Annotated in this window: 21 protein-coding genes; 11 read left to right on the forward strand and 10 right to left on the reverse strand. The window is 71.2% G+C overall.

Annotation, left to right across the window (positions count from 1 at the left end; genetic code table 11):
- Together VAB18032_RS12825 and VAB18032_RS12830 are read right to left on the reverse strand one after the other, a co-directional pair.
- On the reverse strand, positions 1–681 hold the full coding sequence (locus VAB18032_RS12825) for a response regulator transcription factor (protein ID WP_013733265.1): 681 nt from the start codon (positions 679–681) through the stop codon (positions 1–3).
- Positions 678–1886, reverse strand: a complete 1209-nt coding sequence (locus VAB18032_RS12830) for a sensor histidine kinase (RefSeq protein ID WP_013733266.1) — start codon at positions 1884–1886, stop codon at positions 678–680. The genes VAB18032_RS12825 and VAB18032_RS12830 overlap by 4 nt, the downstream gene beginning before the upstream one ends.
- Positions 1887–2103: 217 nt before the next feature.
- Between VAB18032_RS12830 and VAB18032_RS12835 the strand changes: the two genes are divergently transcribed.
- Positions 2104–2541, forward strand: a complete 438-nt coding sequence (locus VAB18032_RS12835) for a DUF6223 family protein (RefSeq protein WP_043720592.1) — start codon at positions 2104–2106, stop codon at positions 2539–2541.
- A gap of 71 nt (positions 2542–2612) precedes the next feature.
- Here the strand turns inward: VAB18032_RS12835 and VAB18032_RS12840 are convergent, their stop codons facing one another.
- Entirely contained in the window at positions 2613–3836 is a 1224-nt protein-coding gene (locus VAB18032_RS12840; RefSeq protein ID WP_148272263.1) for a DUF2786 domain-containing protein, read from the reverse strand.
- A gap of 292 nt (positions 3837–4128) precedes the next feature.
- Between VAB18032_RS12840 and VAB18032_RS12845 the strand changes: the two genes are divergently transcribed.
- Together VAB18032_RS12845 and VAB18032_RS12850 are read left to right on the forward strand one after the other, a co-directional pair.
- Complete coding sequence (locus VAB18032_RS12845; RefSeq protein ID WP_013733269.1) at positions 4129–5763, forward strand: hypothetical protein; 1635 nt, start codon at positions 4129–4131, stop codon at positions 5761–5763.
- Positions 5764–5842: 79 nt separating this feature from the next.
- Positions 5843–7066, forward strand: coding sequence for a serine hydrolase domain-containing protein (locus VAB18032_RS12850; RefSeq protein ID WP_232510881.1), 1224 nt, complete (start codon positions 5843–5845; stop codon positions 7064–7066).
- On the opposite strand, the gene VAB18032_RS12855 is transcribed toward VAB18032_RS12850, so the two are convergent.
- From VAB18032_RS12855 to VAB18032_RS12865, 3 genes are read right to left on the reverse strand one after another with little or no spacing between them, the layout of a single operon-like run.
- The gene (locus VAB18032_RS12855; RefSeq protein ID WP_013733271.1) at positions 7063–7590 is read right to left on the reverse strand and encodes a metallophosphoesterase family protein; all 528 of its coding nucleotides are present in this window, start codon (positions 7588–7590) and stop codon (positions 7063–7065) included. The genes VAB18032_RS12850 and VAB18032_RS12855 overlap by 4 nt on opposite strands.
- A 29-nt stretch (positions 7591–7619) precedes the next feature.
- Complete coding sequence (locus tag VAB18032_RS12860) at positions 7620–8168, reverse strand: RBBP9/YdeN family alpha/beta hydrolase (protein ID WP_013733272.1); 549 nt, start codon at positions 8166–8168, stop codon at positions 7620–7622.
- A 22-nt stretch (positions 8169–8190) separates the two neighbouring features.
- A complete protein-coding gene (locus tag VAB18032_RS12865; protein WP_013733273.1) occupies positions 8191–8784 on the reverse strand; it encodes an MOSC domain-containing protein in 594 nt (197 codons plus the stop codon).
- Positions 8785–9029: 245 nt separating this feature from the next.
- Here VAB18032_RS12865 and VAB18032_RS12870 point away from each other — a divergent pair, with 245 nt between their 5' ends.
- Positions 9030–10457 carry a hypothetical protein gene (locus tag VAB18032_RS12870; protein ID WP_013733274.1) on the forward strand — a complete coding sequence of 476 codons (1428 nt, stop codon included), beginning with the start codon at positions 9030–9032 and terminating at the stop codon, positions 10455–10457.
- On the forward strand, positions 10454–11647 hold the full coding sequence (locus VAB18032_RS12875; RefSeq protein WP_013733275.1) for an ARPP-2 domain-containing protein: 1194 nt from the start codon (positions 10454–10456) through the stop codon (positions 11645–11647). Before VAB18032_RS12870 ends, VAB18032_RS12875 begins: the two co-directional genes overlap by 4 nt.
- A gap of 30 nt (positions 11648–11677) precedes the next feature.
- On the opposite strand, the gene VAB18032_RS12880 is transcribed toward VAB18032_RS12875, so the two are convergent.
- Positions 11678–12229 carry a hypothetical protein gene (locus VAB18032_RS12880; protein ID WP_043720595.1) on the reverse strand — a complete coding sequence of 184 codons (552 nt, stop codon included), beginning with the start codon at positions 12227–12229 and terminating at the stop codon, positions 11678–11680.
- 162 nt (positions 12230–12391) lie between these two features.
- On the reverse strand, positions 12392–12685 hold the full coding sequence (locus tag VAB18032_RS31740) for a hypothetical protein (protein ID WP_126713280.1): 294 nt from the start codon (positions 12683–12685) through the stop codon (positions 12392–12394).
- A gap of 444 nt (positions 12686–13129) precedes the next feature.
- On the opposite strand from VAB18032_RS31740, the gene VAB18032_RS12885 reads away from it, so the two are divergent.
- Entirely contained in the window at positions 13130–13333 is a 204-nt protein-coding gene (locus VAB18032_RS12885; RefSeq protein WP_013733277.1) for a cold-shock protein, read from the forward strand.
- Positions 13334–13562: 229 nt separating this feature from the next.
- On the forward strand, positions 13563–14984 hold the full coding sequence (locus VAB18032_RS12890) for a dihydrolipoyl dehydrogenase family protein (protein ID WP_013733278.1): 1422 nt from the start codon (positions 13563–13565) through the stop codon (positions 14982–14984).
- A gap of 146 nt (positions 14985–15130) precedes the next feature.
- Here the strand turns inward: VAB18032_RS12890 and VAB18032_RS12895 are convergent, their stop codons facing one another.
- Both VAB18032_RS12895 and VAB18032_RS12900 read right to left on the reverse strand, forming a co-directional pair.
- Complete coding sequence (locus VAB18032_RS12895) at positions 15131–15910, reverse strand: SDR family oxidoreductase (protein ID WP_043724039.1); 780 nt, start codon at positions 15908–15910, stop codon at positions 15131–15133.
- A gap of 90 nt (positions 15911–16000) precedes the next feature.
- Entirely contained in the window at positions 16001–17785 is a 1785-nt protein-coding gene (locus VAB18032_RS12900; RefSeq protein WP_013733280.1) for a glycoside hydrolase family 15 protein, read from the reverse strand.
- 141 nt (positions 17786–17926) lie between these two features.
- Between VAB18032_RS12900 and VAB18032_RS30070 the strand changes: the two genes are divergently transcribed.
- The 4 genes from VAB18032_RS30070 (at position 17927) to VAB18032_RS12920 (ending at position 22571) form a co-directional block, all read left to right on the forward strand.
- Positions 17927–19168: a glycoside hydrolase family protein gene (locus VAB18032_RS30070; RefSeq protein ID WP_013733281.1), complete on the forward strand. Its 1242-nt coding sequence runs from the start codon at positions 17927–17929 to the stop codon at positions 19166–19168.
- A 160-nt stretch (positions 19169–19328) separates the two neighbouring features.
- Complete coding sequence (locus tag VAB18032_RS12910; protein ID WP_050814728.1) at positions 19329–20159, forward strand: alpha/beta hydrolase family protein; 831 nt, start codon at positions 19329–19331, stop codon at positions 20157–20159.
- A gap of 118 nt (positions 20160–20277) precedes the next feature.
- The gene (locus VAB18032_RS12915; protein ID WP_013733283.1) at positions 20278–21435 is read left to right on the forward strand and encodes an acyl-CoA dehydrogenase family protein; all 1158 of its coding nucleotides are present in this window, start codon (positions 20278–20280) and stop codon (positions 21433–21435) included.
- Positions 21432–22571 carry an acyl-CoA dehydrogenase family protein gene (locus VAB18032_RS12920; RefSeq protein WP_013733284.1) on the forward strand — a complete coding sequence of 380 codons (1140 nt, stop codon included), beginning with the start codon at positions 21432–21434 and terminating at the stop codon, positions 22569–22571. The genes VAB18032_RS12915 and VAB18032_RS12920 overlap by 4 nt, the downstream gene beginning before the upstream one ends.
- The last annotated feature ends 2 nt before the right edge of the window (positions 22572–22573 follow it).

Consider the following 22573-nt stretch of genomic DNA (forward strand, 5'->3'; position numbering starts at 1 on the left):
TCACACGTCGGGGCTGACCAACCCGGTCTGATAGGCGATGACGACCAGTTGCGCCCGGTCACGGGCACCCAGCTTCGCCATCGCACGGCTGACATGGGTACGCGCGGTCGCCGGGCTGAGGAACAATTCGCCACCGATCTCGTCGTTGTTCAGACCCCGCCCCACCAGCGCCAGCACCTCCCGCTCCCGGTCGGTGAGCACCGCGAGCCGCTCCTGAGCGGCGCCGGCGGCCGTCCGCCGTGCCGTGAACTGGCCGATGAGACGCCGGGTGATCCGCGGGGCGAGCAGCGCATCCCCTGCGGCGACCACCCGGATGGCGTGCAGGAGTTCGGCCGGTCCGGCGTCCTTGAGCAGGAAGCCACTGGCACCGGCCTGCAGCGCGTCGAAGACATTGGCATCGGTGTCGTAGGTGGTGAGGATGAGGATGCGTACCCGCTCCAGCCCGCGCATCCGGCTGATCTGGGTCGTGGCCTGAATGCCGTCCAGCTTCGGCATCCGGATGTCCATCACGACGACGTCCGGGCGGGCGCTGCGAGCAGCCTCCACCGCTTCGGCACCGTCCGTCGCTTCACCGACCACGGTGATGTCGTCTTCCAGGTCGAGCAGCAGCTTGAACCCGGAACGCACCAGCTTCTCGTCGTCGGCGAGCAGCACCTTGATCTGCGACTCTGCCGTGATCACCGGCGTGACCCGTCCGGTGCGAGGGGCAGCCGGGCCCGGACCTCGAACCCTCCGCGCCGCGTCGGCTCGGCGTCGAGTTCCCCGCCGAGCAGCTGACAACGCTCACGCATGCCCACGATCCCGCGCCCAGGCTCGGCCCGCCCGTCCGTACCGTCACCCGGCGGAGGGGTGCGGCGGCCCTCGTCGGTCACCCGAACCTCCAGGACGTCGACCCCGGCGCTCAACACGACAGTCACCCGAGTCGGACCGACATGACGGATCACATTGGTGAACGCCTCCTGCAGGATGCGGTAGGCGGCACCGTCCACCGCGCTCGGCAACGACGCAACGGGCGAGGACGCCTCGACAGTGACGTCGAGTCCGGCCTCACGCGCCTTGGCGACAAGCTCGTCGACCTGCTCCAGGCCCGCCTGCGGCACCCGAGAGTCGTGGTCGTCACGCAGTACGCCGAGAATGGTCCGCATCTCCCGCAGCGCCCGGGCACTGGTCAGCTCGATGGCCCGCAACGCCTCCCGGGCCTGCTCCGGTCTCTTGTCCAACACGTGCGCGGTGACTCCGGACTGGACGTTGATGATGGCGATGGCGTGCGCCACGGTGTCGTGCACCTCCCGGGCGATCCGCAGGCGCTCGGCGTCGACCCGTGCCCGCGCTGCCTCCTCACGGCTGCGTTCGGCCAACTCCGCACGCCGCTGGGCGTCGGCGGCGATGACCCGCCGGGACCGGACGGATTCGCCGAGCGCCGCGCTCATCACCGACGCGCCGATACGGAAGAACACCCAACCGATGGCGGCCTGCGGCTCGATGTCCGCCGCCGCGACCAACCACCCGACGGCGAGCACCGTGACACCCACACCGGCGATCACCAATGACCGACGTCCGTCACCATAGGCGGCCAGCGTGTACAGGGCGACGAACAAGCCCAGCCAACCGGGCGCGTCCGGGAAGTCGAGACCGTAGTACACCAGGCTGGCCAGCGCGGCGGTCACGAACACGGCCACCGGCCACCGACGGCGCACGGCCAGGACCAGACCACTGACCACCAGCAGCGCGTATCCGAGGTTCCCGAAGTCGGTGAGCGGCCGTGGCGCGCCCTCGACGGCGACCTTGGCGACCGTGCCCTGCACCTGCATCACGGTGACGAGCAGCGCGAGCACCACGTCATGCGCCACCACCCGCAGGGGACGCGACCCGGCTCGGTGTTCCATTCCGTGAACCTACCGCCGACACGCACGGCCATCACTGCGCACAACCGCGCGACCGGCTACGACGACCGGCGTAGCAAGCCCCGAACCGGCTACGCCCATCTGCGTAGCCGGTGCCATCCGTTGCCGGAGGCCACGGCACCCGCACCGCCGCGACGATCTGAGCGTCCCCCGAAGCCGACAGCGTCCGTATCGCCGTCCAGCCGATCAGGAGAACGGAATGAGCTCATCAAGGATCCGACAGGTGCTGACCGTCACCGCTGCCGCCGTGATCGGAGTCGTCGCACTCGCCGTACTGCTCGGCGCGACCGGGCTCGGCGGCCCGGCCACCGCCGACGGACCGGCAGCAGCCATCGACGGGTACGACCTGACCACCGGGCGACTCGTGGGTCTGGTGGGCGCACTGGCGGCGCTGGCCGGTGTGGTCGTCGGCGGGCTGGCCGTGACCCGCCCCCGCAGCCGCATCGGCACCGGGCGGCTCGGGGCCACCATCGCCCTGGTGGCGGGGCTGATCGGGGTGGTCCTCGGCGGGTACGTGGTGGCCGCCGCCGAGGGTGGACCCGGCACCGGCTACGGAATCGTCGGCGGCGTCGTAGCCCTGGTGGTGGGGCTGGCAAGCCTGGGACTCGGTGGGCTGGCCATGGCCCGCTCCCTGTGATCGACTCCGTTTCGCCGCAACGGCGGAATGCGGAGCTGCGGGAAATCACCGTTTCGGCGAAACGGCGCGCGTCACGGCCGGGTGTCGGTCGGTAGGGTGGCGCGATCGGCGGCCTGCCGACCGGACTCCCAGCCCTCGTGGCTGTCGACCCGGCTGGCCCGGGCCCGCACGGTGTGCGGGAAGACCTGCCGCATGGTCTCGCGGATCTGCTCGTCGCGGGAGGCGAGCACCGGCAGCAGGTCGGCCGGGTCACTCACCCCCGTTCCGCCGCTCCCGGCGGTGACCTCGGCCAACGCGCGCTGTGCCGCGTCGGTCAGCCGTTCGTCGATCCGGACGGCGAACGCCACCAGGAAGGATTGCCGGAACGCTTTCAGGCGGTTCCGGCCGGCCTTGCCGCCCGGTGGCTCGGCCCGGGCCATCGCCCGGTGCGCCTGCACCAGCAGGGAGGTGTAGAGCAGGTCGACCGCGTCGATGTCGGTGTCGAAGCCGAAGACGGTGCTGAACGCCAGTTCCGGTGACGACACCGTGTGGCAGCGGTTGGCGCGGGCGACGACATCCAGCAGGGACGCCTTCTCCCGCTCATGCGGATGATCCACACCGATGCGCCGCGCGTACGGCACCACCGGCGTCGCGTCACCGCCCCGGGCGGCCAGCAGCGCCTCGTCCAGGCTGTGCCGGGTGACCAACTCCTGGGCCTTGGCGGTGTACGTCTCCGCCTCGGCCGGGAAGGTCGTGGACTCGGCCTTGGCGAGCAGGGCGCGTACCCGGTCCAGCAGCCGGGCGTCGATCCGGGACGACCCGGCACCGCCCGACCCGCCGGCCGGCGGGGGAGCGGACCCCGGCGGGGGCACGAGCACCTCGATCGGCGGGAGCGCGGCCAGGATGACGAGCAGACCCACCAGCAGATCGAGTACGGCCACCCGGTCGAGCCGCCAGCGGGCGGCAAGCTCGTCGACGTACGTCGCGTCGTCGGTCCACCAGACCTGCGCGCCGAGAGCGTCCGCCTGCGCCAGCCACCGCCCGTCGACGGCGTCGCGGGGAAACCGCCGCAGGTGCGCGGCGACCGCGTCGGTCACCAGCTCGGCCTGGCGCGGCTGACCCCGTCGGGCGACCACCCGGTGCACCTCGGCCGGCTGCCATCCGCCCCGCCACAGCCGCGCGCACGCCTCGTCCTTCGCGGCCACCAACTCCGGATCGACCTCGGTCGACCGCGTCACGGCCAGGGCGTCCAGCCCTGATTCGTAGTCGATCGCCCCGGCGAGAACCGCCCTGATCCGCTCCCGCACCGATGTCACCAGCCCAGGCTACGGAGTCCGGGCCGGGCCCTTCGGCCAGTGGCCGGATCAGCGACGGTGGTCACTTCACCCCGGGCGCGACAACACCCGACGGAGCTGTCGCCCGCCGCCCCGAGAAGCCGCCGGGCGGCGCGATCCGTCCGCACTGAGTATCCGTACTCAGCTATGCCGACGTACCCGTACTCAACGGCGGCGACATCGATGATGTGCACCCGTTCGTCAGGTGGCGCCGTCTTGATCGCTGCCCCTATCGTCAGGCCCGGCCACGGAGTCCGACGAGACGAGGAGCACCATGAGCCTGGCAGCACCCACGATGACGGCAGGCCGTACCGGACCGGATCGCGGCACCCGGATCGGTATCGGATTCGTCCTGCTGCTACCCGCCCTACTCGCTCTCGCCTGGTCGTACCTGCTCCCCACCGTGCAGGCCGTGTGGCGCTCGACGCAGCGTGATCAACTGCTCGGCCCGGCGGAGGGTGTGGGTTCTGCCAACTACGAGCAACTCTTCACCCGGGGATTCCTCGGTGACCTGGGCTCGGCCCTGCTCCTGGCGCTGGTGCCGCTGCTGTTGGCCCTGCTGGTCGCCCCGGTGCTGGCGCTGCTCGCCGACCGCGCCGGGCGCCCGGCCCGGCTGGCGCTGCGGGCCCTGGTCGTGCTCCCGGTCGCCGGGTACGCGCCCGTGGCGCTGCTCATCGGCTGGCGCCTCGACCGGATGGAACCCGGCACGATGCTGGACCGTCCCCTCGCGACCCTCGTGGAGTTCACCGCTGTCACCGGTGCCGGACTGGTGGTGGCGGTCGCCACCACGGCCTTCCTCAGCACCCTCCGCGGCCGGCCGCACCGCCGCGACGCCCTGCCGGCCGCGCTGACCGTCGCCGGTCTGCTGATGCTCGGCATCATCGCGCTCACCCTGCAGACCTTCACCCCGACGCTGATCACGGGCAACAGCCGTACGCCCATGACGTATGTGGTCCTGCAGTCCCTGCAGCAGATGAACCTCGGTGGCGGCTCCGCAGCAGCGGTGATGCTGCTGCTCCCGCTGGCCCTGCTGGGCCTGGCGGCGACGGCCCTGTTGCTGCTCACCAGAGTCCGCATCGAGGTGGTCGACGAGGCCGTCACGCACCGCGAGCAGCCGCACGGCGCGGTCAGCAAGTCCGCTCCGGTCACCGAGTCGACCGGTGATCGGCAGGCCCGGATCGGGCTGGCGGTCGCGGGGGCGGTCGTGGTCGCCGTCATGCTGTGGGCGGCCTGGCCGTGGCTGCGCCGCAGCCTGCGGTTCACCAACGAGACCGTGCCGATGCCGTCCCCCGACCTGAGCGGCATGCTGACGGCGACCTGGCTGCCGACCCTGCTGTCGGCAGTGGTCACGGTCGCGGTAGCGGCGGCCGCCGGCTTCGCCATCGGGGGCCTGCGTCCCCTCGGTCGGTTCAGCGAGCTGCTCCTGCTGCCCTTCGCGCCGTGGCTGTTCGTCGGCACCGGGCCGCTGGCCATCGAGTCCTACCTGCGGGCCCGCGACTTCGACCAGCTCAACACCTTCCTCGGGCTGGTGCCGCCGGGCTGGGTCAGCATTCCCGCGTTGTTCCTGTTCACCGTGCTGTTCCGCGGGCTGGAGCCCCGGTGGCGGGCGGGCGCCGGGTTCGGGCGCGCCATGCTCGCCCCGGCGGCGCCGATGATCCTGCTGGTCGGGCTGGTCACCTGGCTGGTCACCGCCGCACAGGTGCTCTGGCCGTTTGTCGTGGCGTCGACACCGATGTACCGGCCCGCGCCGCTGGAGGCCCTCATGGTGTACGCCCGATGGGGGATGCGCGGCGACGAACTGGCCCTCGGCGCGGTCCTGCCGCTACCGATGATGCTGATCTTCCTGGTCGCGTTCGGGTGGCTGCAGGTGAAGTATCTCGACCGGTTGGCCGTACGAGTCGGGCGATGATTTCCCGGCGAAGGGTGCGTTTCTCCGGGGACACGACGACCATGTAGCTATGTTCAGTACTCTTCGGACACGGAAGATCGTGGCCGCCGGCGTGATGCTGGCGGCCACGATCGCTGTCGTACCCGCATCCGCCGCAGCGCAGCCCGGACCGTCCGCCGGCAGGCCGGACCGCGTCGAGTTGCGCGCCGCGCTCACCGCAGTACCCGAAGCCGGCGTGCCCGGCGTCCTGGCCGAGGTGCGCGACGGTCGGCACGACTGGCGAGCCGCCGCCGGCCAGGCGTATCTGACCAAACCTCGACCGATGCAGCCACAGATGCGTCACCGCATCGGCAGCATCACCAAGACCTTCGTCGCCACCACCGTGCTGCAACTCGTCGACGAGGGACGGCTGGGCCTGGACGACCCGGTCGGCAGGTGGCTCCCCGACACCGTACCGGGGGAGCGCGGCGACCAGGTCACCGTCCGGATGCTGCTGAACCACACCAGCGGCATCGGCAACTACACCAACGCCATGATCGACTCGTATGCGTCGATCAACCAGATGCAGGTCACCACGTACGCCCCGGCGGACCTGGTCGCCACCGGCCTGGCCATGCCGCCGACCGGCGCCCCCGGTGCGACGTTCAGCTACTCCAACACCAACTACGTGCTGGCCGGACTGCTGATCGAGGCGGTCACCGGCAACGACGCCCCGGCCGAGGTGCAGCGGCGCATCCTGCGGCCACTGAAGCTCACCGGGACGAGCTTCCCGGGCACCGATCCGACGATCCGCGGCCCGCACAGCGGCGCCTACTTCGCCCCGTTCGGCGCACGCGACCTCAGCGAGTTCAACATGAGCTGGGGATGGACGGCCGGCGAGATGATCTCCACCACGGCGGACCTGAACACCTTCTTCCGCGCGCTGCTCGACGGAGACCTGCTCAGCCCCGCCACCCTCAAGCAGATGCTCGACGGGGTGCCGATGCTGCCGGGGCTGCCCGAGGCCGGCACCTACGGTCTCGGCATCTACTCGCTGCCCACCCCGTGCGGCGAGTTCTTGGGCCACGACGGTGCGGTGTTCGGTCACCTGACCTACTCCCTGCACAGCCGCGACGGCACCCGCCAGGTGTCCTCCGGCATCAACATCAGCCACTACCAGGTCGGTCTTCCCGACCCGCACCCGTTCGACATCGCCTGGCAGACCTTCCTGCTCACCGCGATGTGCCCGACCAGCGATGTCAGCAGCCGCTCGGCAGAAGCGGTGCCGCAGCTGCCCAGCGTGACCCGGATGCCGGGCAACGACGCGGTGGTGGCGGCACCCTAGGGCGACCGACGGCGTTGCGGCCGGCTGGACGGCGTCACCTCGTGCAGGGTGACGGCGTCCAGCCGGCCGTCGGCCAGCTCGGCGGTGAGGTACGTCGCGTACGGCTGCCGCCGCCGGTCGGTCGGCGAGCCGGGATTGAGCAGCCGCAGACCACCGGGCGCGTCGCTGTCCCACGGGATGTGGGAGTGCCCGAAGACGAGCAGGTCGCAGTCGGGAAAACGAGCCGCGCAGCGGCGCTCCCGGCCACCGGCGGGACCGGTCTCGTGCACCACCGCGATCCGCATCCCGGCCACCTGCACCCGGGCGATTTCCGGCAGCCGGGCACGCAGCTGCGGGCCGTCGTTGTTGCCGTGGACACCGATCAGCCGGGCGCTGCGCCGCTCCACCTCGTCGAGCAGTTCCACGCTGACCCAGTCGCCGGCATGGATGACCAGATCGGCGGCGTCAACGGCGGCCCACAGCCCGGACGGCAGGTCACGGGCCCGCTTCGGCACGTGCGTGTCCGCCATGATGACCAGCCGCATCCCGGCAGCGTAGCCCCGACCGGCCCGGGTCAGCCCGTCACCGCGGCCAGCGACCGGAGCAGATCCTCGCCGTCGGGCCACGGACCGAACCCGGTCTTGGAGTCCAGGTGCCCGACGGCGCCCGCGTCGAACAGCTCCGAACCCCAATCCCGCGCGTACGCCTCGAACTGCGCGAAGGTGGCGTTCGGGTCGGTGCGACTGGCGACCAGGATCGAGTGGAAGGGCAGGGGCTCGCGTGGCACGTGGTCGATGATGACATCGACGCTCTCGCCCGGGCCGGGTTTCCAGTCTGGATCCAGGTACGGCGGTGTGACCAGCAGAGCGGCCCGGACGGGACCGATGTGCTGGCGGGCCCAGACGGCGACGGTCAGACATCCCGCGCTGTGCGCCACCAGGATCACCGGCTCCGCATCAGCGCTGATGGCAGCGTGCAGCGCGGCGACCCGTTCGGCGGCGACGTACGGCGGCCCGGGCGGTTCCGGCGCCCACTGGAACCCCGGACGGTCCCGCACCCAGCTGCGCGACCAGTGGTCGACCGACGGCACACCTCGACCGGGCACGACCAGGTGACGCGTCACGGTCGCCAGCCGTTCCCCGAGGTCATGGCAGCAGCTGCCCGGGCGGGAGCTGCCGGATGGCGTCGCCCACCCGGATCGTCGCACCGACGACCACCCGGGCGTTGAGGCCGCGCAACCGTAGCCGCTGACCTTCCTCCGTCCACACCACCTTGTGGGCGTCGCGTCCGAACCGGGCGGCGAACTTGGCGCAACCGTTGTGCGGCTGGTCGGTCACCTCGATGACCGCGCGGTCGCCGATCGCCAGACGCGTACCGGCCGGCAGCGCCTCGACGCTCAGGTCCAGGTCGACGTAGAGCTGATCACCGGCCAGCGCCCAGGCGTCGCGATCGGCGCCGGCGATCAGCTCGATGAACCGGGAGTTGATGACGTTGAGCTGCATGTCGGGGTGCGGTGACCGGTCGGGCGTGCGTTTGCTGGGTCGTTGACCCCAACTGTCGCCGAGCAGCCCGACGCTCGCGTCCAGTTCGGCCTCCGACAGCACCTCGCGGGCGTCGACGGCCGGCCGGCGTACGGCCAACGCCAGGGTGCCAGCAGCCCGGGGGGACTGCCGCACCAGGTGCAGCCCCGCCATGATCTCGTCCATCGAGCGATGACGTACGGCGACAGAGTTCTCCATCGTTCGACTGTCCCTCATGCGCATCCACGACGTCCAAACAGTTTCGCCACCCGAGACCCCGCCCGCAGGCACTTCGTCACCAATCCACGCCCCGCGACGAGTTGATCGTGACCGGTATCGTGGCCGGGGCCGGCCGCGGGACTTCGGTGCGACTTCCGGAACCCGCCTCTGAAGCGATGCTTCGCAGTTCGTGCCCCCATTCCCCGGCCGGCACCCAGGTGACGAGAGAAGGTGCAGTCGCAGTCATGTCGCGGGCGGATCGGATCGCGTGCGAGGACGTGGTCATGTTCGTCAACGCCGCGATCACCTCGACCGCCCAGCGCGAGTTCCGCTCCACCGCCGCCGCGCAGCGCCTGTCGTTGGACTTCCTCCACGAGTACGTGCTGGGCAACTACCGCGACCTGTACGCCGCGACCCTCGCCCTGGACGTCAACCAGCTCAACGCGGCCATGGTCGTGACGAACCTGCTGCGCACCGCCCGGGAGGCCAGCCGCGAGCAGCGCGCGCGGGAGGGGCGACTGATCGCGGCACGGCTGCGGACCCTGCCACCACAACGGGTGTACGGCGTCTTCCGCGACCTGCGCCGGCTGGGGATCAACAACCGGCGTACCCGCGCCATCGTCCGTGACTGGGTGGCGGCCCGGCCCGACCCGGCCTTCGACGCGGTCAAGTACCGCCGCTCGTTGTCCGTCGCCGCCCGGCACGCCCACCTGCCACTTCCCGGCGAGGTCGGCACGGCGCTGTTCGCCTGGCGTCGACCCAGGCGTTACGAGACACCGATCCTGGAGGCGTGGCGGCGCGCCCACTACGACCAGCGGGCCCTGTACGAGCTGCCGTACACCGTCGCCGAAGGACTGGCTGCCCAGCACGGCATCGACCGGGCCCGGTTCCTGTCCGGCATCGCACCCCGGCTCACCGCCGGTGAACGGCTGCGGTTGCAGGGCAGCGCCGTACGGCACAAGGTCGACGGCGTCGCGATGGACCTCGCCACGGCACCCCTGACCCGGCTGGCGAGCTACGCGCTGTCACTGCCGCGTCCGGAACGCCTCCGGCGTCGCGACGAGCTGACCGGTGCGCTTCGGGCCGCCGCGCGTCGCGCCGCCCGCCGGCAGGCGGGCACCTGGGGCCGGGTGGTGGCGGTCCTCGACGACAGCTACTCCGCCGCCGGCTCCGGGACCAAACGTCGCCGACCACTCGCCGTCGCCCTGGCCACCCACTACCTGCTGGAGGCCCTCGCCGCCGACTTCACCGGGCTGTGGCTGCACCACCGCGGCGACCCGCTGCTGGTCCACCCCGTCGGGGCCACCGGGCTTGGGGTGCGCATCCTCGACGCGCTCGAACGTCGCCCCGACCGGCTCGTCATCGTCTCCGACGGCTGGGACAACGACCCACCCGGGCAGGCCGCCGAGGTGCTGCGGATCTGGCGCACCCGCCTCGACCCCGACCAGCACACCAGCATCGTGCACCTCAACCCGGTCTACGACGCCGACACCTTCGACGTACGCCGCCTGGCCGACGGGGTGGCCACCGTCGGGGTCCGCGACGCCGAGGACGCCGCCGCGCTCGTCGAACTGGCCCGCTTCGCCACCGGCCGCGCCGGCTTCGACGAGCTGCGCCGCCACCTCGCCGACCGGGTCGAGCGGTTCCTCGACGACCAGGAGGCAGTGTCGTGACCACCGTCATCGAGGGCATCGACCTGACCGGGCTGACCCCCGGCCCCGCCCAGACGTGGGGCGCGATCCGCCTCGTCCCGCTCCTGCGCCGCGACCCCGTCACCGACCTGCGCCTGCACGCCCGGCTCCACGACCCCGACGCACTGTCGATCGTCCAGACCGCACCGCGTACGGCGTACATCTCGTTCATCCCGCACGCGTTCGTCGCCACCTGGACCACCGACAGCACCCCGGCCGCCGCCTACGGCACCCAGCTGCGCGACAGCGCCGACACCGATGTGCCGGAGGGGATCCGGCTGGTGTTCCGCCGCCGCATGGCGCGCCGGGAGGACCGGCAGCGGCTGCGTTTCCTGCCGCTGCACCTGGCCATGGAGGGTTACCTGGCGTTGCAGTTCGGCGGCCCGCCCATCGCCTGGCAGGAATGGACCCGCCAGGCCGTCACCCGTGGCCTGTCCCCGCGGGTGGAGGCCGGCTACACCGGTGCCGCCATCGCCGGCCTCGACGACGCGCTGCGCGTCTTCGAGATCCACCCCGACCAGTGCGGCATGGTGCTCTACGTCGCCGACGCGCTCACCGCCGCGTTCGTCGTCCCGCACCCGGACGACTACCGCGCCCTGCATCCCACGCTGCTGCAGGACTTCTACGGCGACCTGCTGTTCCACTACGCCCACCTGTATCCGGCCGCACCGGATTTCACCGTCCGGCTCGACGACACGGCCATCACCAGCGTCGCCGACCTGCGCGCCCAGCTCGCCCGGATGGACGCGGAATGGCAGGACTTCCACGCTCTGCTGGCCGGTGGGCTGCTCGCCGCCGGACGGCTCACCGTCACCCCGGCGCACCGGATGGGCCGCTTCACCCTGGCCCGGTTCCTGCCCGCCTTCGACCCCGATGCCGACAACCACATCGGCGAGGTCATCACCGACGAGACCGGCCGGTTGGCCTACCTCAAGACGTTCCGGCTGTCGGCCGCGCAGACCCGCCGGGGGCATCTGCTGTCCCAGCTCGCCGCCCACGACTGGAACCTCGACAGCACCGCCACCGCCCTGCGTACCGACCGCGACGGGTTGGTCCAGCGTCTCGATCGGGCCGGTTTCGGCCACCTGCTGCGCCCCGACGTCATCGACGCCTGCCGTAGGCGCGCCCGGCAGTCGCGGGGCGCGCTGACAGCCGGCGACCGGCATCGATGATCGGTGGCGTTCCTGCCCGCCGGTTCCTGGTCAGCTCAATGTGAAGGTCACGTCGTCGACGTCGAAGGCGGTGACACCGTTGCCGGCCGATTCGCTGGCGTTGAAGGTGACCGTCGCGGTGCGCTCGGTCGTCGCCGTCCCGGAGGACATGCTGTACTCCCGCCACTGCGACCCGCCGTCGAAGGCCAGCGAGAACCTCGTCTTCGGGGGGATTCCGGTGACCGCCAGCCCGACGTTCAGGTAATCGCTGCGGCTGGTTTCAGTCGTGAGGGTACGGACCCAGAAACGGACAGTCAGGTCGCAGTTCGCCGGCACCGTCACGTGGGTGTTCAGCAGGTCGTACCGGGTGACGTCCAACCCGGCGAAGGTGGCGTACGCGCGGCCGGTGTGGGCGGGCCGGGCCGTGTCGCCGAGTACGACGATGCGGGGGCCGGCGGTCCAACCGGTGGTGCCGCGCTCGAAGCCCGGGTTGGGGTGGATCTGTCCCCGGCAGGGCGCATCGGCTGTCGGCGGGCGGTGGGGTGCGCTGGCCGTGGTCAGCAGGAGCAGGGCAGCAGAGGCGAGAGTGACGAAGGTCTTCATCGGATCTCCCCGTGTCGAGTATCCCTGAGGTCGATTCAAATCGACGATGCTCGATCACTGTTCCTGCGTCAAGCCTTTCCCGTTGTCGGCTCCGGCCGGTCGGGTCGATGGTGCGCCGACCGAAGATCCCTCGCCGCCAGGTCGAGGCTCTGACCCGGGAGCTTACGGTGAACGTAGGGGTGCGAGCTGCACGGTCCAGGTCCGGGCGGTTCCGACGACGGCGATCGCCCGGCAGAGGAGATCGCAGCCCAGTTGCGGGTTTCCTTCCGCGAAACCGCGATTGATGATGCTGACTGCTCTCGGGTGGTCGCCCGCTTCCAGAGCATTTTCCAGGGCGGTGGTCAGAACCTTGGCGAGCACAGAGTGAAAGCTTTCCGCCCCTTTTTCGCGTAGATTCTTGATGGGCCTTCGCGGCTCTGGTGAGGGGACCGCGGATGGGGCCAGTGCGAAAGTCATGTCCTGCTCCTGTGCCGGAGGGCCGCCCGAAATGGCAGCACCCGAAACTGGAGGTCAGCCAGACCTCCGATGGGTTGCCTCACGACAACGCTGGCCACCGTCCGCAACGTGCCGTTATCCGTCGGCACGTCCGAAGTGCCGGTCGGCGCGGACACAAACGGTGACCCACCGCTCCACTGTACGCGCACCACGCGGTACCACTGTCACGTCAGCCGTCCCCACCCCACTGGCTCCAACGGCCGGTGGTCCGCACGTCGTCAAATTCTGTGCTACGGTTGCCTCGTTGCAGTTTTGATTTCCGTTGACGTCTCGGCGCCTGATGGGTTAACCAAAACCCGTCCAGGTGCTTTTTTCGTTTTTCGTGTCGTTCCCGACGCGGGTCATCAACGCAGCGGCACGCGAGACCGCACAGTGCGGTCTCACACAGCCTGCGAAGGAGCAGACATGGCTACTGGTACCGTGAAGTGGTTCAACGGTGACAAGGGCTTCGGTTTCATCAGCCAGGACGACGGCGGCGCCGACGTTTTCGCCCATTTCTCGGCGATCTCGGCGAGCGGCTTCCGTAGCCTCGATGAGAACCAGCGCGTCCAGTTCGAGATCACCCAGGGCCCGAAGGGCCCCCAGGCGTCGGACATCCGCTCGCTCTGATTCACGCTTCGTCAAACGGCGGCCTGACTGGTTCAGCAGGCCGCCGTTCGGCGTTTCCTCTGCCACCTGTTCAGGTTCGTTCCTGCCACCCTGGCCGGGGGATCCTTCATCGCCGACGGCTACCGCGGGCCATCCGCCGTTGATCAATACGGCTGGCTACGCATACCGGGCGCTATCTTCTTCCTCGTCGCGGCGATCCGCCTCGGCCGTGCTGCGAAGGGGAGCTGACATGACCGAACTGGCGTACGACGTCGTCGTGATCGGCGCGGGACCGGTCGGGGAGAACGTCGCCGACCGGGTCGTGCAGGGTGGCCTGACCGCCGCCATCGTCGAACGGGAACTGGTCGGCGGGGAGTGCTCGTACTGGGCCTGCATGCCGACCAAGGCGTTGCTGCGCAGCGGGTCCGCGTTGCGCGCGGCCCGTCAGGTGCCCGGGGCGCGTGAGGCGGTGACGGGAGACCTGGACGCGGCGGCGGTGCTGGCGCGGCGCGACTCCATCGTCGCGAACTGGCGTGACGACGGGCAGGTGTCCTGGCTGGAATCGGCCGGGATCGCACTGCACCGAGGCCACGGACGGCTCAGTGCCGCCAAGGTCGTCGAGGTGACCGACGCCGACGGCGCCACGACGACGTTGACCGCGCGGCACGCGGTGGTCGTGGCCACCGGCAGCGGCTCTCGGATGCCGGACATCCCGGGCCTGCGCGCCGCAGCGCCGTGGTCCAGCCGCGAAGCCGCGGCGGCGACGTCCATTCCCCGTCGCCTCGCCATCATCGGCGGCGGCGTGGTGGCGACCGAGATGGCCACCGCGTACGCGGCACTCGGGTCCTCGGTGACGGTGCTGGCCCGCGACGGCGTGTTGCCGTCGGTGGAACGGTTCGCCGCCGAGCAGGTCACGCAGTCGTTGCGCGAGGCCGGTGTGTCCCTGCACGTCGACGCGGAGGCTGTGTCCGTGCACCGCGACGACGCCGGCACCGTCCACGTCGACACCAGCCAGGGCGAGCGGGTCGAAGCCGACGAGGTCCTCGTCGCGATCGGCCGTACGCCGAACACCCAGGACATCGGACTCGACACCGTCGGCCTGACACCCGGTGACTGGCTGACCGTCGACGACACGATGCGGGTCGTCGACGGCGGCGACTGGCTCTACGCCGCCGGTGACATCAACCGGCGGGCGCTGCTCACCCACCAGGGCAAGTACCAGGCGCGCGCGGTCGGCGACGTCATCGTGGCCCGCGCGAAGGGCGAGAAGGTCGACGACGGCCGGTGGGGCCGGCACGTCGCGACGGCCGACGAACGTGCGGTGCCGCAGGTGGTGTTCACCGACCCGGAGATCGCCGCCGTAGGTCTGACGGCGGCCGCCGCCGAGGCGGCAGGGCTGCGGACCCGGGTCGTCGACTACAACCTGGGTGCGGTCGCCGGTGCCACCCTGCACGCCGATGACTACCAGGGGCAGGCCCGGATGGTCGTCGACGAGGACCGCAAGGTGATCGTCGGCGTCACCTTCGTCGGCCCGGACGTGGCGGAGCTGATCCACGCCGCGACCGTCGCCATCGTCGGTGAGGTTCCGTTGGACCGGTTGTGGCACGCGGTTCCGGCGTACCCGACCGTCAGCGAGGTGTGGCTGCGGCTGCTCGAGGCGTACGGCCGCTGACGCCACGTGCCGGCCAGCACGTTCCTGGTCCGACCGAGAGAATCGCTGATGCATGCGGCCCGAACTCCGTCGCGGCGCGCCGGCCCGTTCGCCCGGCCCGCAGCCGACGGTGGCGCCCAGCGTCGGACGTCTCACCGACAGGGCGGCTACGCGCCCTGGCCCTGGTTCTGCATCAGTCCGCCGTCCATGAAGTACGTCGACCCGGTGACGTAGTCGGCGTCGTCGCTGGCCAGGAAGACGGCGAGCTTGGCGATCTCCTCCGGCTGCGCGGCCCGCTTCCAGGGGATGGACTGCACCTGCTCCTCCAGGTACTTCGGGTCGTCGATCGCCTGCTGGTTGAACGGGGTGAGCACCATGCCGGGCCCGATGTTGTTGACGTTCATGTGCATCGGGGCGACCTCCAGGGCGATGCTTTTGGCCAACTCCAGCATGCCGCCCTTGCTGGCGTCGTAGTCGGAGCCGCCGGCGCGGGCCACCTCCTGGTGGACGGAGGTGATGTTGATGATCTTGCCGTGTCCGCCCTGGTCGCGGCGGTGCTGGATGAACCGCCGACAGCAGAAGAACATCCCGTACAGGTTGGTGCGGATGGCCCGGTCCCAGGTCGCGGTGTCCAGATCGGCCACCGGGATGCCGGAGGCGTCCACGCCCGCGTCGTTCATGAGGATGTCCAGGCGGTCGAACTCCCCGAGGGCCTCGTCGAACATCGCCTCGACCTGATGCTCGACGCTGATGTCGCCCTGCACCACGACAGCCCGCTGGCCGGTTCTCTCGATCTCGGTCTTGGTGTGGTTGGCACCCGCGTGGTCGTGCAGGTAGTGCACCACCACGTCGGCGCCCTCCCGGCCGAACTCGATCGCCGTGGCCTGCCCGATGCCCGAGTCGGATCCGGTGATCATGGCGGTCCTGCCTGCCAGCCGTCCGGTCATCAGCACGCTCCCCCTTCGTGGCTGTTCCCCGTTCTACCGGCGCGTACCCGCTCGCCGCAGACGTAACCGAGCCCGAGGCACCCCATGGGCTCACGGCCGGTTGCCGGATTCGACCTCGCCGATGATCCAGGCGGCGTTGATGACCCCGATGTGGGACAGCGCCTGGGGGAAGTTCCCGATCAGGCTGCGGTCGCGTCGGTCGATCTCCTCCGACAGCAACCCGAGGTCGTTCGCGTGGCCGGTGACGTTCTCGTACACCTGCTTGGCTTCGTCGAGTCTGCCGGCCCGCGCCAGGGCCTCCGCCAGCCAGTACGAGCAGATGATGAAGGCGCCTTCCTCACCGGCTCCGGTCCAGCGTTGCAGGAGGTCGTCGCGCCCCAGCTCACGTCTGATCGCGTCCACGGTGGCCACGACCCGGTCGTCGTCGCCGGGAAGAAACCCGGTGATCGGCATGACGAGCAGCCCGGCGTCGAGGTGGTCGGAGCCGAACGCGCCGGTGAACGCCTGACGCGAGTCGTTCCAGCCCTGGGTCAGGATCGCCGCGCGGATCTGGTCCCTGGCCTGCGACCACCGGGGCACCCGTGCCTCAGCGTCCAGGGTCGACGCCAGTTTGATGGCCCGGTCCAGCGCCACCCAGCACAGCAACTTCGACGTCAGGTAGTTCCGCTCGCCCTCGCGTCCCTCCCAGGTGCTGGCGTCCGGCTCCTGCCAGGTGTCGGCGGCCCGGTCCGCCAAGGTGCGCAGCAGGTCCGTGGCGGCCGGTGACAGGTCCCCGAGTTCGTCGCGCAGGACCAGGGCGCACTCCAGCGGCTCGCCGAGGACGTCGAGTTGCTTCTGCTGCCAGGCGTTGTTGCCGACGCGTACCGGCCGGCTGTTCTGGTAGCCCTCAAGGTGTTCCAGGGTGTGTTCGGTCAGGTCCCGCTCGCCACCCACGCCGAACATGATCGGTATGTGGTCCGTGGCGCCCGCCGATCCGATGGAGGCGGCCATCCAGTCGAAGAAGCGGTTCGCCTCGTGCGGACAGGCACCGACCCACAGCGCCCTGAGGGTGACGCTGCCGTCGCGGAGCCAACCGAACCGGTAGTCCCAGTTCGCCGCCCCGCCGACCTGCTCGGGCAGCGAGGTGGTGGCCGCCGCGACCACCGCCCCGGTGGGCTGGTAGGTCAGCGCCTGAAGGACCAGTGCGCTGCGCCGGACGTGTTCGCGGTACGGGCCCTGGTAGTCCTGGTGCAGGCGGTCCCAGGACTGCCAGGCGGCGATGGTGTCCCGCAGCGCCGCCCGCCCGTCCAGCGGGGCGGTCGGCGGGTCGGCGGAGCGGCGGTGGTGCAGGGCGAACACCGCGCTGTCGCCCTCGGCGAGGGTGAATCGCGCGGTCACCAGTGCACCGTCGACGGCAAGGGCACGGTCGGCGGCCAGGGTCAACCGGTCGCCGGCGCCGGCGATGTCCATCCCCGCCGGCGTTTCGGTGATCGTGGGACTGACCAGCCCGTACTCCGGCCGGACCGCGACCTCGACCGCCACGTCGACCGTGCCGGTGGCCTCGACCTGCCGGATCAGCACGTGCGGAGAGGTGAAGCCGATGCGGTGACCGCGTTCTCCGGCGCCGAGACTGAGGGCGTCGGTCAACCGCAGCACACCGGTCGGGGTGCGGAACTCGGTGCGGAGCACCATCGTTCCGTCGATGTAGTGCCGGGAGGTCGTGTACCGCCCGAGCGGCCGGATCGACCAGAAGCCGCCGGTGGCGCCGAGCAGCCGGGCGAAGACGCTCGGCGCGTCGAATCGGGGCGGGCACCACCAGTCCACGACCCCGTCCGAGGAGACCAACGCCGCGCCCTGGCAGTCGCCGAGAAGGGCGTAATCACTGATCACGGCCATGTTCGCTCGTACCCGTGGTCGCGCTGCCCATGCCCCGGGCCGTGGTGGCAGCGGCTACGACGTTTGTTGCGCGCCGGTGAACCGCGGCGGGGTGCGCGCCGTGGTACCCGCAACAACCGTGGATATCGAGGAGCACCGTTGATGACCTCACGCACTGTGAGCCGCAGGCGGCTCGTCTGGGCTCTGGCGACCCTCACCTGCTTGGCGGGCGCGGCCGGCCTGGTCGCCGTGCCGTCGGCGAAGGCCGACCGCAGCGCACCGATCGTCGGGGTGGCCGGCAAGTGTGTCGACGTCCAGTGGTCCGGTACGCAGAACGGCACCATCGTGCAGTTGTGGGACTGCAACGGCACCAACGCGCAGAACTGGGCCGGAATCGGGCGCCAGGGGACGCTGCGCGCGTTCGGCAAGTGCCTGGACGTGGACGGCGGCTCGCACGATGACGGCGCACGGGTGCAGTTGTGGGACTGCAACGGCACCGGCGCGCAGGACTGGCTGCTGGAGAACGGACAGCTGATCAACACCGGGTCCGGCAAGTGCCTGGACGCGTTCGGTGGGGCCCAGACCGGGACGGCGTTGCAGATCCGCGGCTGCTCCGGCGTGGTCACCCAGACCTGGGCGGCGAGCGGCAGCCCGCAGGTGGCCGGACCCGAGGCGAAGAAGGGCGTGGCCACCTGGGCGTTCCCGCCCGGCGGTGACGGCATCCGGGACGTGGGGGCGACCTGGTACTACGACTGGTCCACCTCGGGCAGCGACGTGCCGGCGGCGGCGGAGTTCGTACCGATGATCTGGGGTGCCACCTTCGTCACCGACGCCGACCTGGCCACCGCCCAGCGGTCCGGCCGCACGTTGCTCGGCTTCAACGAGCCGGACCTGCCGGGACAGGCGAACATGTCGGTCGAGCACGCGCTGGACCTGTGGCCCCGGCTGCAGCACACCGGCATGCGGCTGGGTAGCCCGGCCGTCGCCTTCGGCGCCGACACCCCCGGCGGCTGGCTGGACCGGTTCCTCGCCGGTGTCCGTGAGCGAGGGCTGCGGGTCGACTTCATCGCCCTGCACTGGTACGGCTCGGACTTCGGCGACGAGGCGGCGAACCACCTGATGCAGTACGTGCACGCGGTCCACGAACGTTACCGCCTGCCGATCTGGATCACCGAGTTCGGCCTGATCGATTTCAGCCAGGGCGCGCCGCGCCACCCGACGCCGCAGCAGCTTGTCACGTTCATCGACAAGGCGACCGCCGCGTTGCAGGCCACGCCGTACGTCGAGCGGTACGCCTGGTTCGCCCTGCCGGCCAGCGGCGAGCATGCGGCACACGGTCTGTACCGCGAGGACGGCACCGCCACCGAGGCGGGCGCGGCCTACCGGGCGGCGGGTCGCTCCTAGGCCGGGGGAGCGGGTGACTGGTGATTCTGCCGATGCGGGGTCGGCGGACAGCCCCAAACACTGATTGCAGTCGATACAGCTCCAACCCAAGGGAGTATCCGACGTGCGATCAACCACCACCACCCGTCCCCGTTCCCTCACCCTGCTGGCCCGGCTGGCGATGACCGCCGTCCTGGCCGCCGGTGGCGTCGTCGCCACCTCGTCCGCCGCCCAGGCCGCCAACCCGTACGAGCGGGGACCGGCGCCGACCAACGCGATCCTGGAGGCCAGCCGCGGCCCCTTCGCGACCTCGTCGACGACGGTCTCCTCGCTGGTCAGCGGCTTCGGCGGCGGCGTCATCTACTACCCGACGACCACCACCGCGGGCACCTTCGGCGCAGTGGCCATCTCGCCCGGCTACACCGCCTCCTGGTCGAGTCTGGACTGGCTGGGGCCGCGGATCGCCTCGCACGGCTTCGTGGTCATCGGCATCGACACCATCACCCGCCTCGACCAGCCGAGCAGCCGGGGTCGGCAACTGCTGGCCGCGCTGGACTACCTGACCGAGCGCAGTTCGGTGCGCAGCCGTATCGACTCCAGCCGGCTCGCCGTGGCCGGTCACTCGATGGGCGGCGGCGGCAGCCTGGAGGCCGCCGCGAGCCGGCCGTCGTTGCAGGCCGCCGTGCCACTGGCGCCGTGGAACCTGACCAAGAACTGGTCGAACCTGCGGGTGCCCACGCTGATCATCGGCGGTGAGAGCGACTCCGTCGCCTCGGTCGCCACGCACTCCGAGCCGTTCTACAACAGCATCCCGGCCTCGGCGGAGAAGGCGTACCTGGAACTCAACAACGAGGGCCACTTCTTCCCGAACACGGTCAACACCCCCACCGCGAAGCAGATGGTGGCCTGGCTGAAGCGGTTCGTCGACGACGACACCCGCTACGACCAGTTCCTCTGCCCGGGCCCGAGTGGCCTGGCCGTGGAGGAGTACCGCAACACCTGCCCGCACTGACGGTCCTGCCGGGGCGGCCGCGACGCGGCTGCCCCGGATCGTTCGGCCGCCGGTCTTCCGTCCCGAGGACCGGCGGCCGTATATTGCATTGACAGTGCAAAAATTCTGGAGGTGGTGGGTGTCCGACCACACGGCCCACGGGCTGCGCGCGCTGGTCGCCGCGTTCCTCGACACGCACGACCCGGACGGTGACCGCCTCGGTTTCCTGCGCGCCCGCTTCGACGCCGGGCTGGCCTGGGTGCAGCACCCACCCGGGCGCGGTGGCCTGGGCGCCCCGCCGCAACTGCAGGCGGTCGTCGACGACGCCTTCGCCGCAGCCGGCGCGCCGGACAACCGGCCCCGGCGCAACAGCATCGGGCTCGGCATGGCCGCGCCCACCCTGCTGCGGCACGCCAGCGACGCCCAGTGCCGACGCTGGCTGCGGCCGCTGTGGACCGGTGAAGAGGTGTGGTGCCAGCTGTTCAGCGAACCCGACGCCGGTTCCGACCTGGCGAGCCTGCGTACCCGGGCGGTGCCCGACGACGACGACTGGATCATCGACGGTCAGAAGGTGTGGACGTCGCTGGCCCACGAGGCGCGCTGGGCGATCCTGCTGGCCCGTACCGATCCGGCCGCGCCCAAGCACCACGGCATCACCTACTTCGTCTGCGACATGACCGCGCCGGGAGTGCAGGTGCGTCCACTGCGGCAGGCCACCGGCGAAGCGGAGTTCAACGAGGTCTTCCTCACCGGTGTCCGGGTGCCCGACGCCCACCGCGTCGGCGCGGTCGGGCAGGGCTGGCAGATCGCCCGTACGACGTTGATGAACGAACGCGTCGCCATCGGCGGCCGACCGCTGCCCCGCGAGGGCGGCATGGTGGGCGTGCTGGCGCGGCTGTGGCGGGAACGCCCCGAGCTGCGCACCGCCGGGCTGCACGACGAGGTCCTGCGCGCCTGGGTGGGCGCCGAAGCCGCCCGGCTGGCCGCGCTGCGGCTGCGACAGCTGATCGCCGCCGGCGAGCCCGGCCCCGAAGGCTCGGCGGTGAAGCTCTCCTTCGCCGAGCTGAGCCAGCGGATCAGCGGACTGGAGGTGGAACTGCGCGGCGCCGAAGGGCTGCGCCACGACGACTGGACGATGCGTCGCCCGACCGAACCCGACCTGCTCGGCCGCACCGCCACCTACCGCTACCTGCGCGCCCGGGGCAACTCCATCGAGGGCGGGACCTCGGAGATCCTGCGCAGCATCATCGCCGAGCGGGTGCTCGGGCTGCCCACCGAACCCCGGGTGGACCGATGAGCGACCTGCTCTACGACGCCGACGAAGAGGCCCTGCGCGACACCGTACGCGCGCTGCTGGCCGCGCACGCCCCGTGGCAACGTACGCTCGCCGCCGTCGACGGCGGCGATCCGTACGACGCGACACTGTGGCGTCGACTTGTCGACCAGCTCGGCGTGACCGGGCTGGCCGTGCCCGCCGAGCACGGTGGCGCCGCAGCGGGCTTCCGCGAGGTCGCGGTGGTGCTGGAGGAGCTGGGTCGGGCGGTCGCGCCGGTGCCCTTCCTGGGTGCTGCCGTGGCGACCCGGGCGTTGCTGGCCTGTGCCGAGCACACCCTGCTGCGTCGGCTGGCCGCCGGTGAATGCGACGTGACGGTGGCGGTCGGCTTCGCCACCGCACCCGACCTCGCCACCGGGCCAGAGGGCCGCCCGGACCCGGTCACGGTCGGTCCCGGACCGACGCTCACCGGTCGGGTGACCGGTGTGGCCGACGCCGTGCCGCACGGCCTGCTGCTGGTCCCGGCCGGCGACGCGCTCTACGTCGTCGACGCCGCCGAACCGGCGGTGCGGATGTCCGCCGTGGTGTCGCTGGACGCGACCAGACCGCTCGTCGACATCGAGTTCACCGCTGCGGCGGCCCGTCCGATCGCCACCGGCACCGCCGCTGCCGACGCGGTGACGGCGGCGCTGACCGCCGGCGCGGCGCTGCTCGCCTCCGAACAGGTCGGCCTGGCCCAGTGGTGTCTGGACACGACGGTGGCCTACGTGCGCCAGCGCCACCAGTTCGGCCGTCCGGTCGGCTCGTTCCAGGCGGTCAAGCACCGGTTGGCCGACGTGTGGGTGGAACTGACCGAGGCCCGGGCGGTGGCCCGGTACGCCGCCGACCGGCTCGGCGCGGCCGGTCCCGAGGCGGCGCTGGCGGCCGCGTTGGCCCAGGCGTACTGCGGGCCGGTGGCGGTGCGGGCGGCGGAGGTCTGCGTCCAGTTGCACGGCGGGATCGGCTTCACCTGGGAGCACCCGGCGCATCTGTACCTCAAGCGCGCCAAGAGCGCCGCGATCGCCTTCGGCACCGCGGACCGGCACCGGGCCGCCCTGGCCCGGCTGGTCGACCTGCCGCCACCGGTCACGGCCACCGCCTTCGGCGATGCCGGCCGCTGACG

Source organism: Micromonospora maris AB-18-032 (assembly GCF_000204155.1).
Classification (GTDB): Bacteria; Actinomycetota; Actinomycetes; order Mycobacteriales; family Micromonosporaceae; genus Micromonospora; species Micromonospora gifhornensis.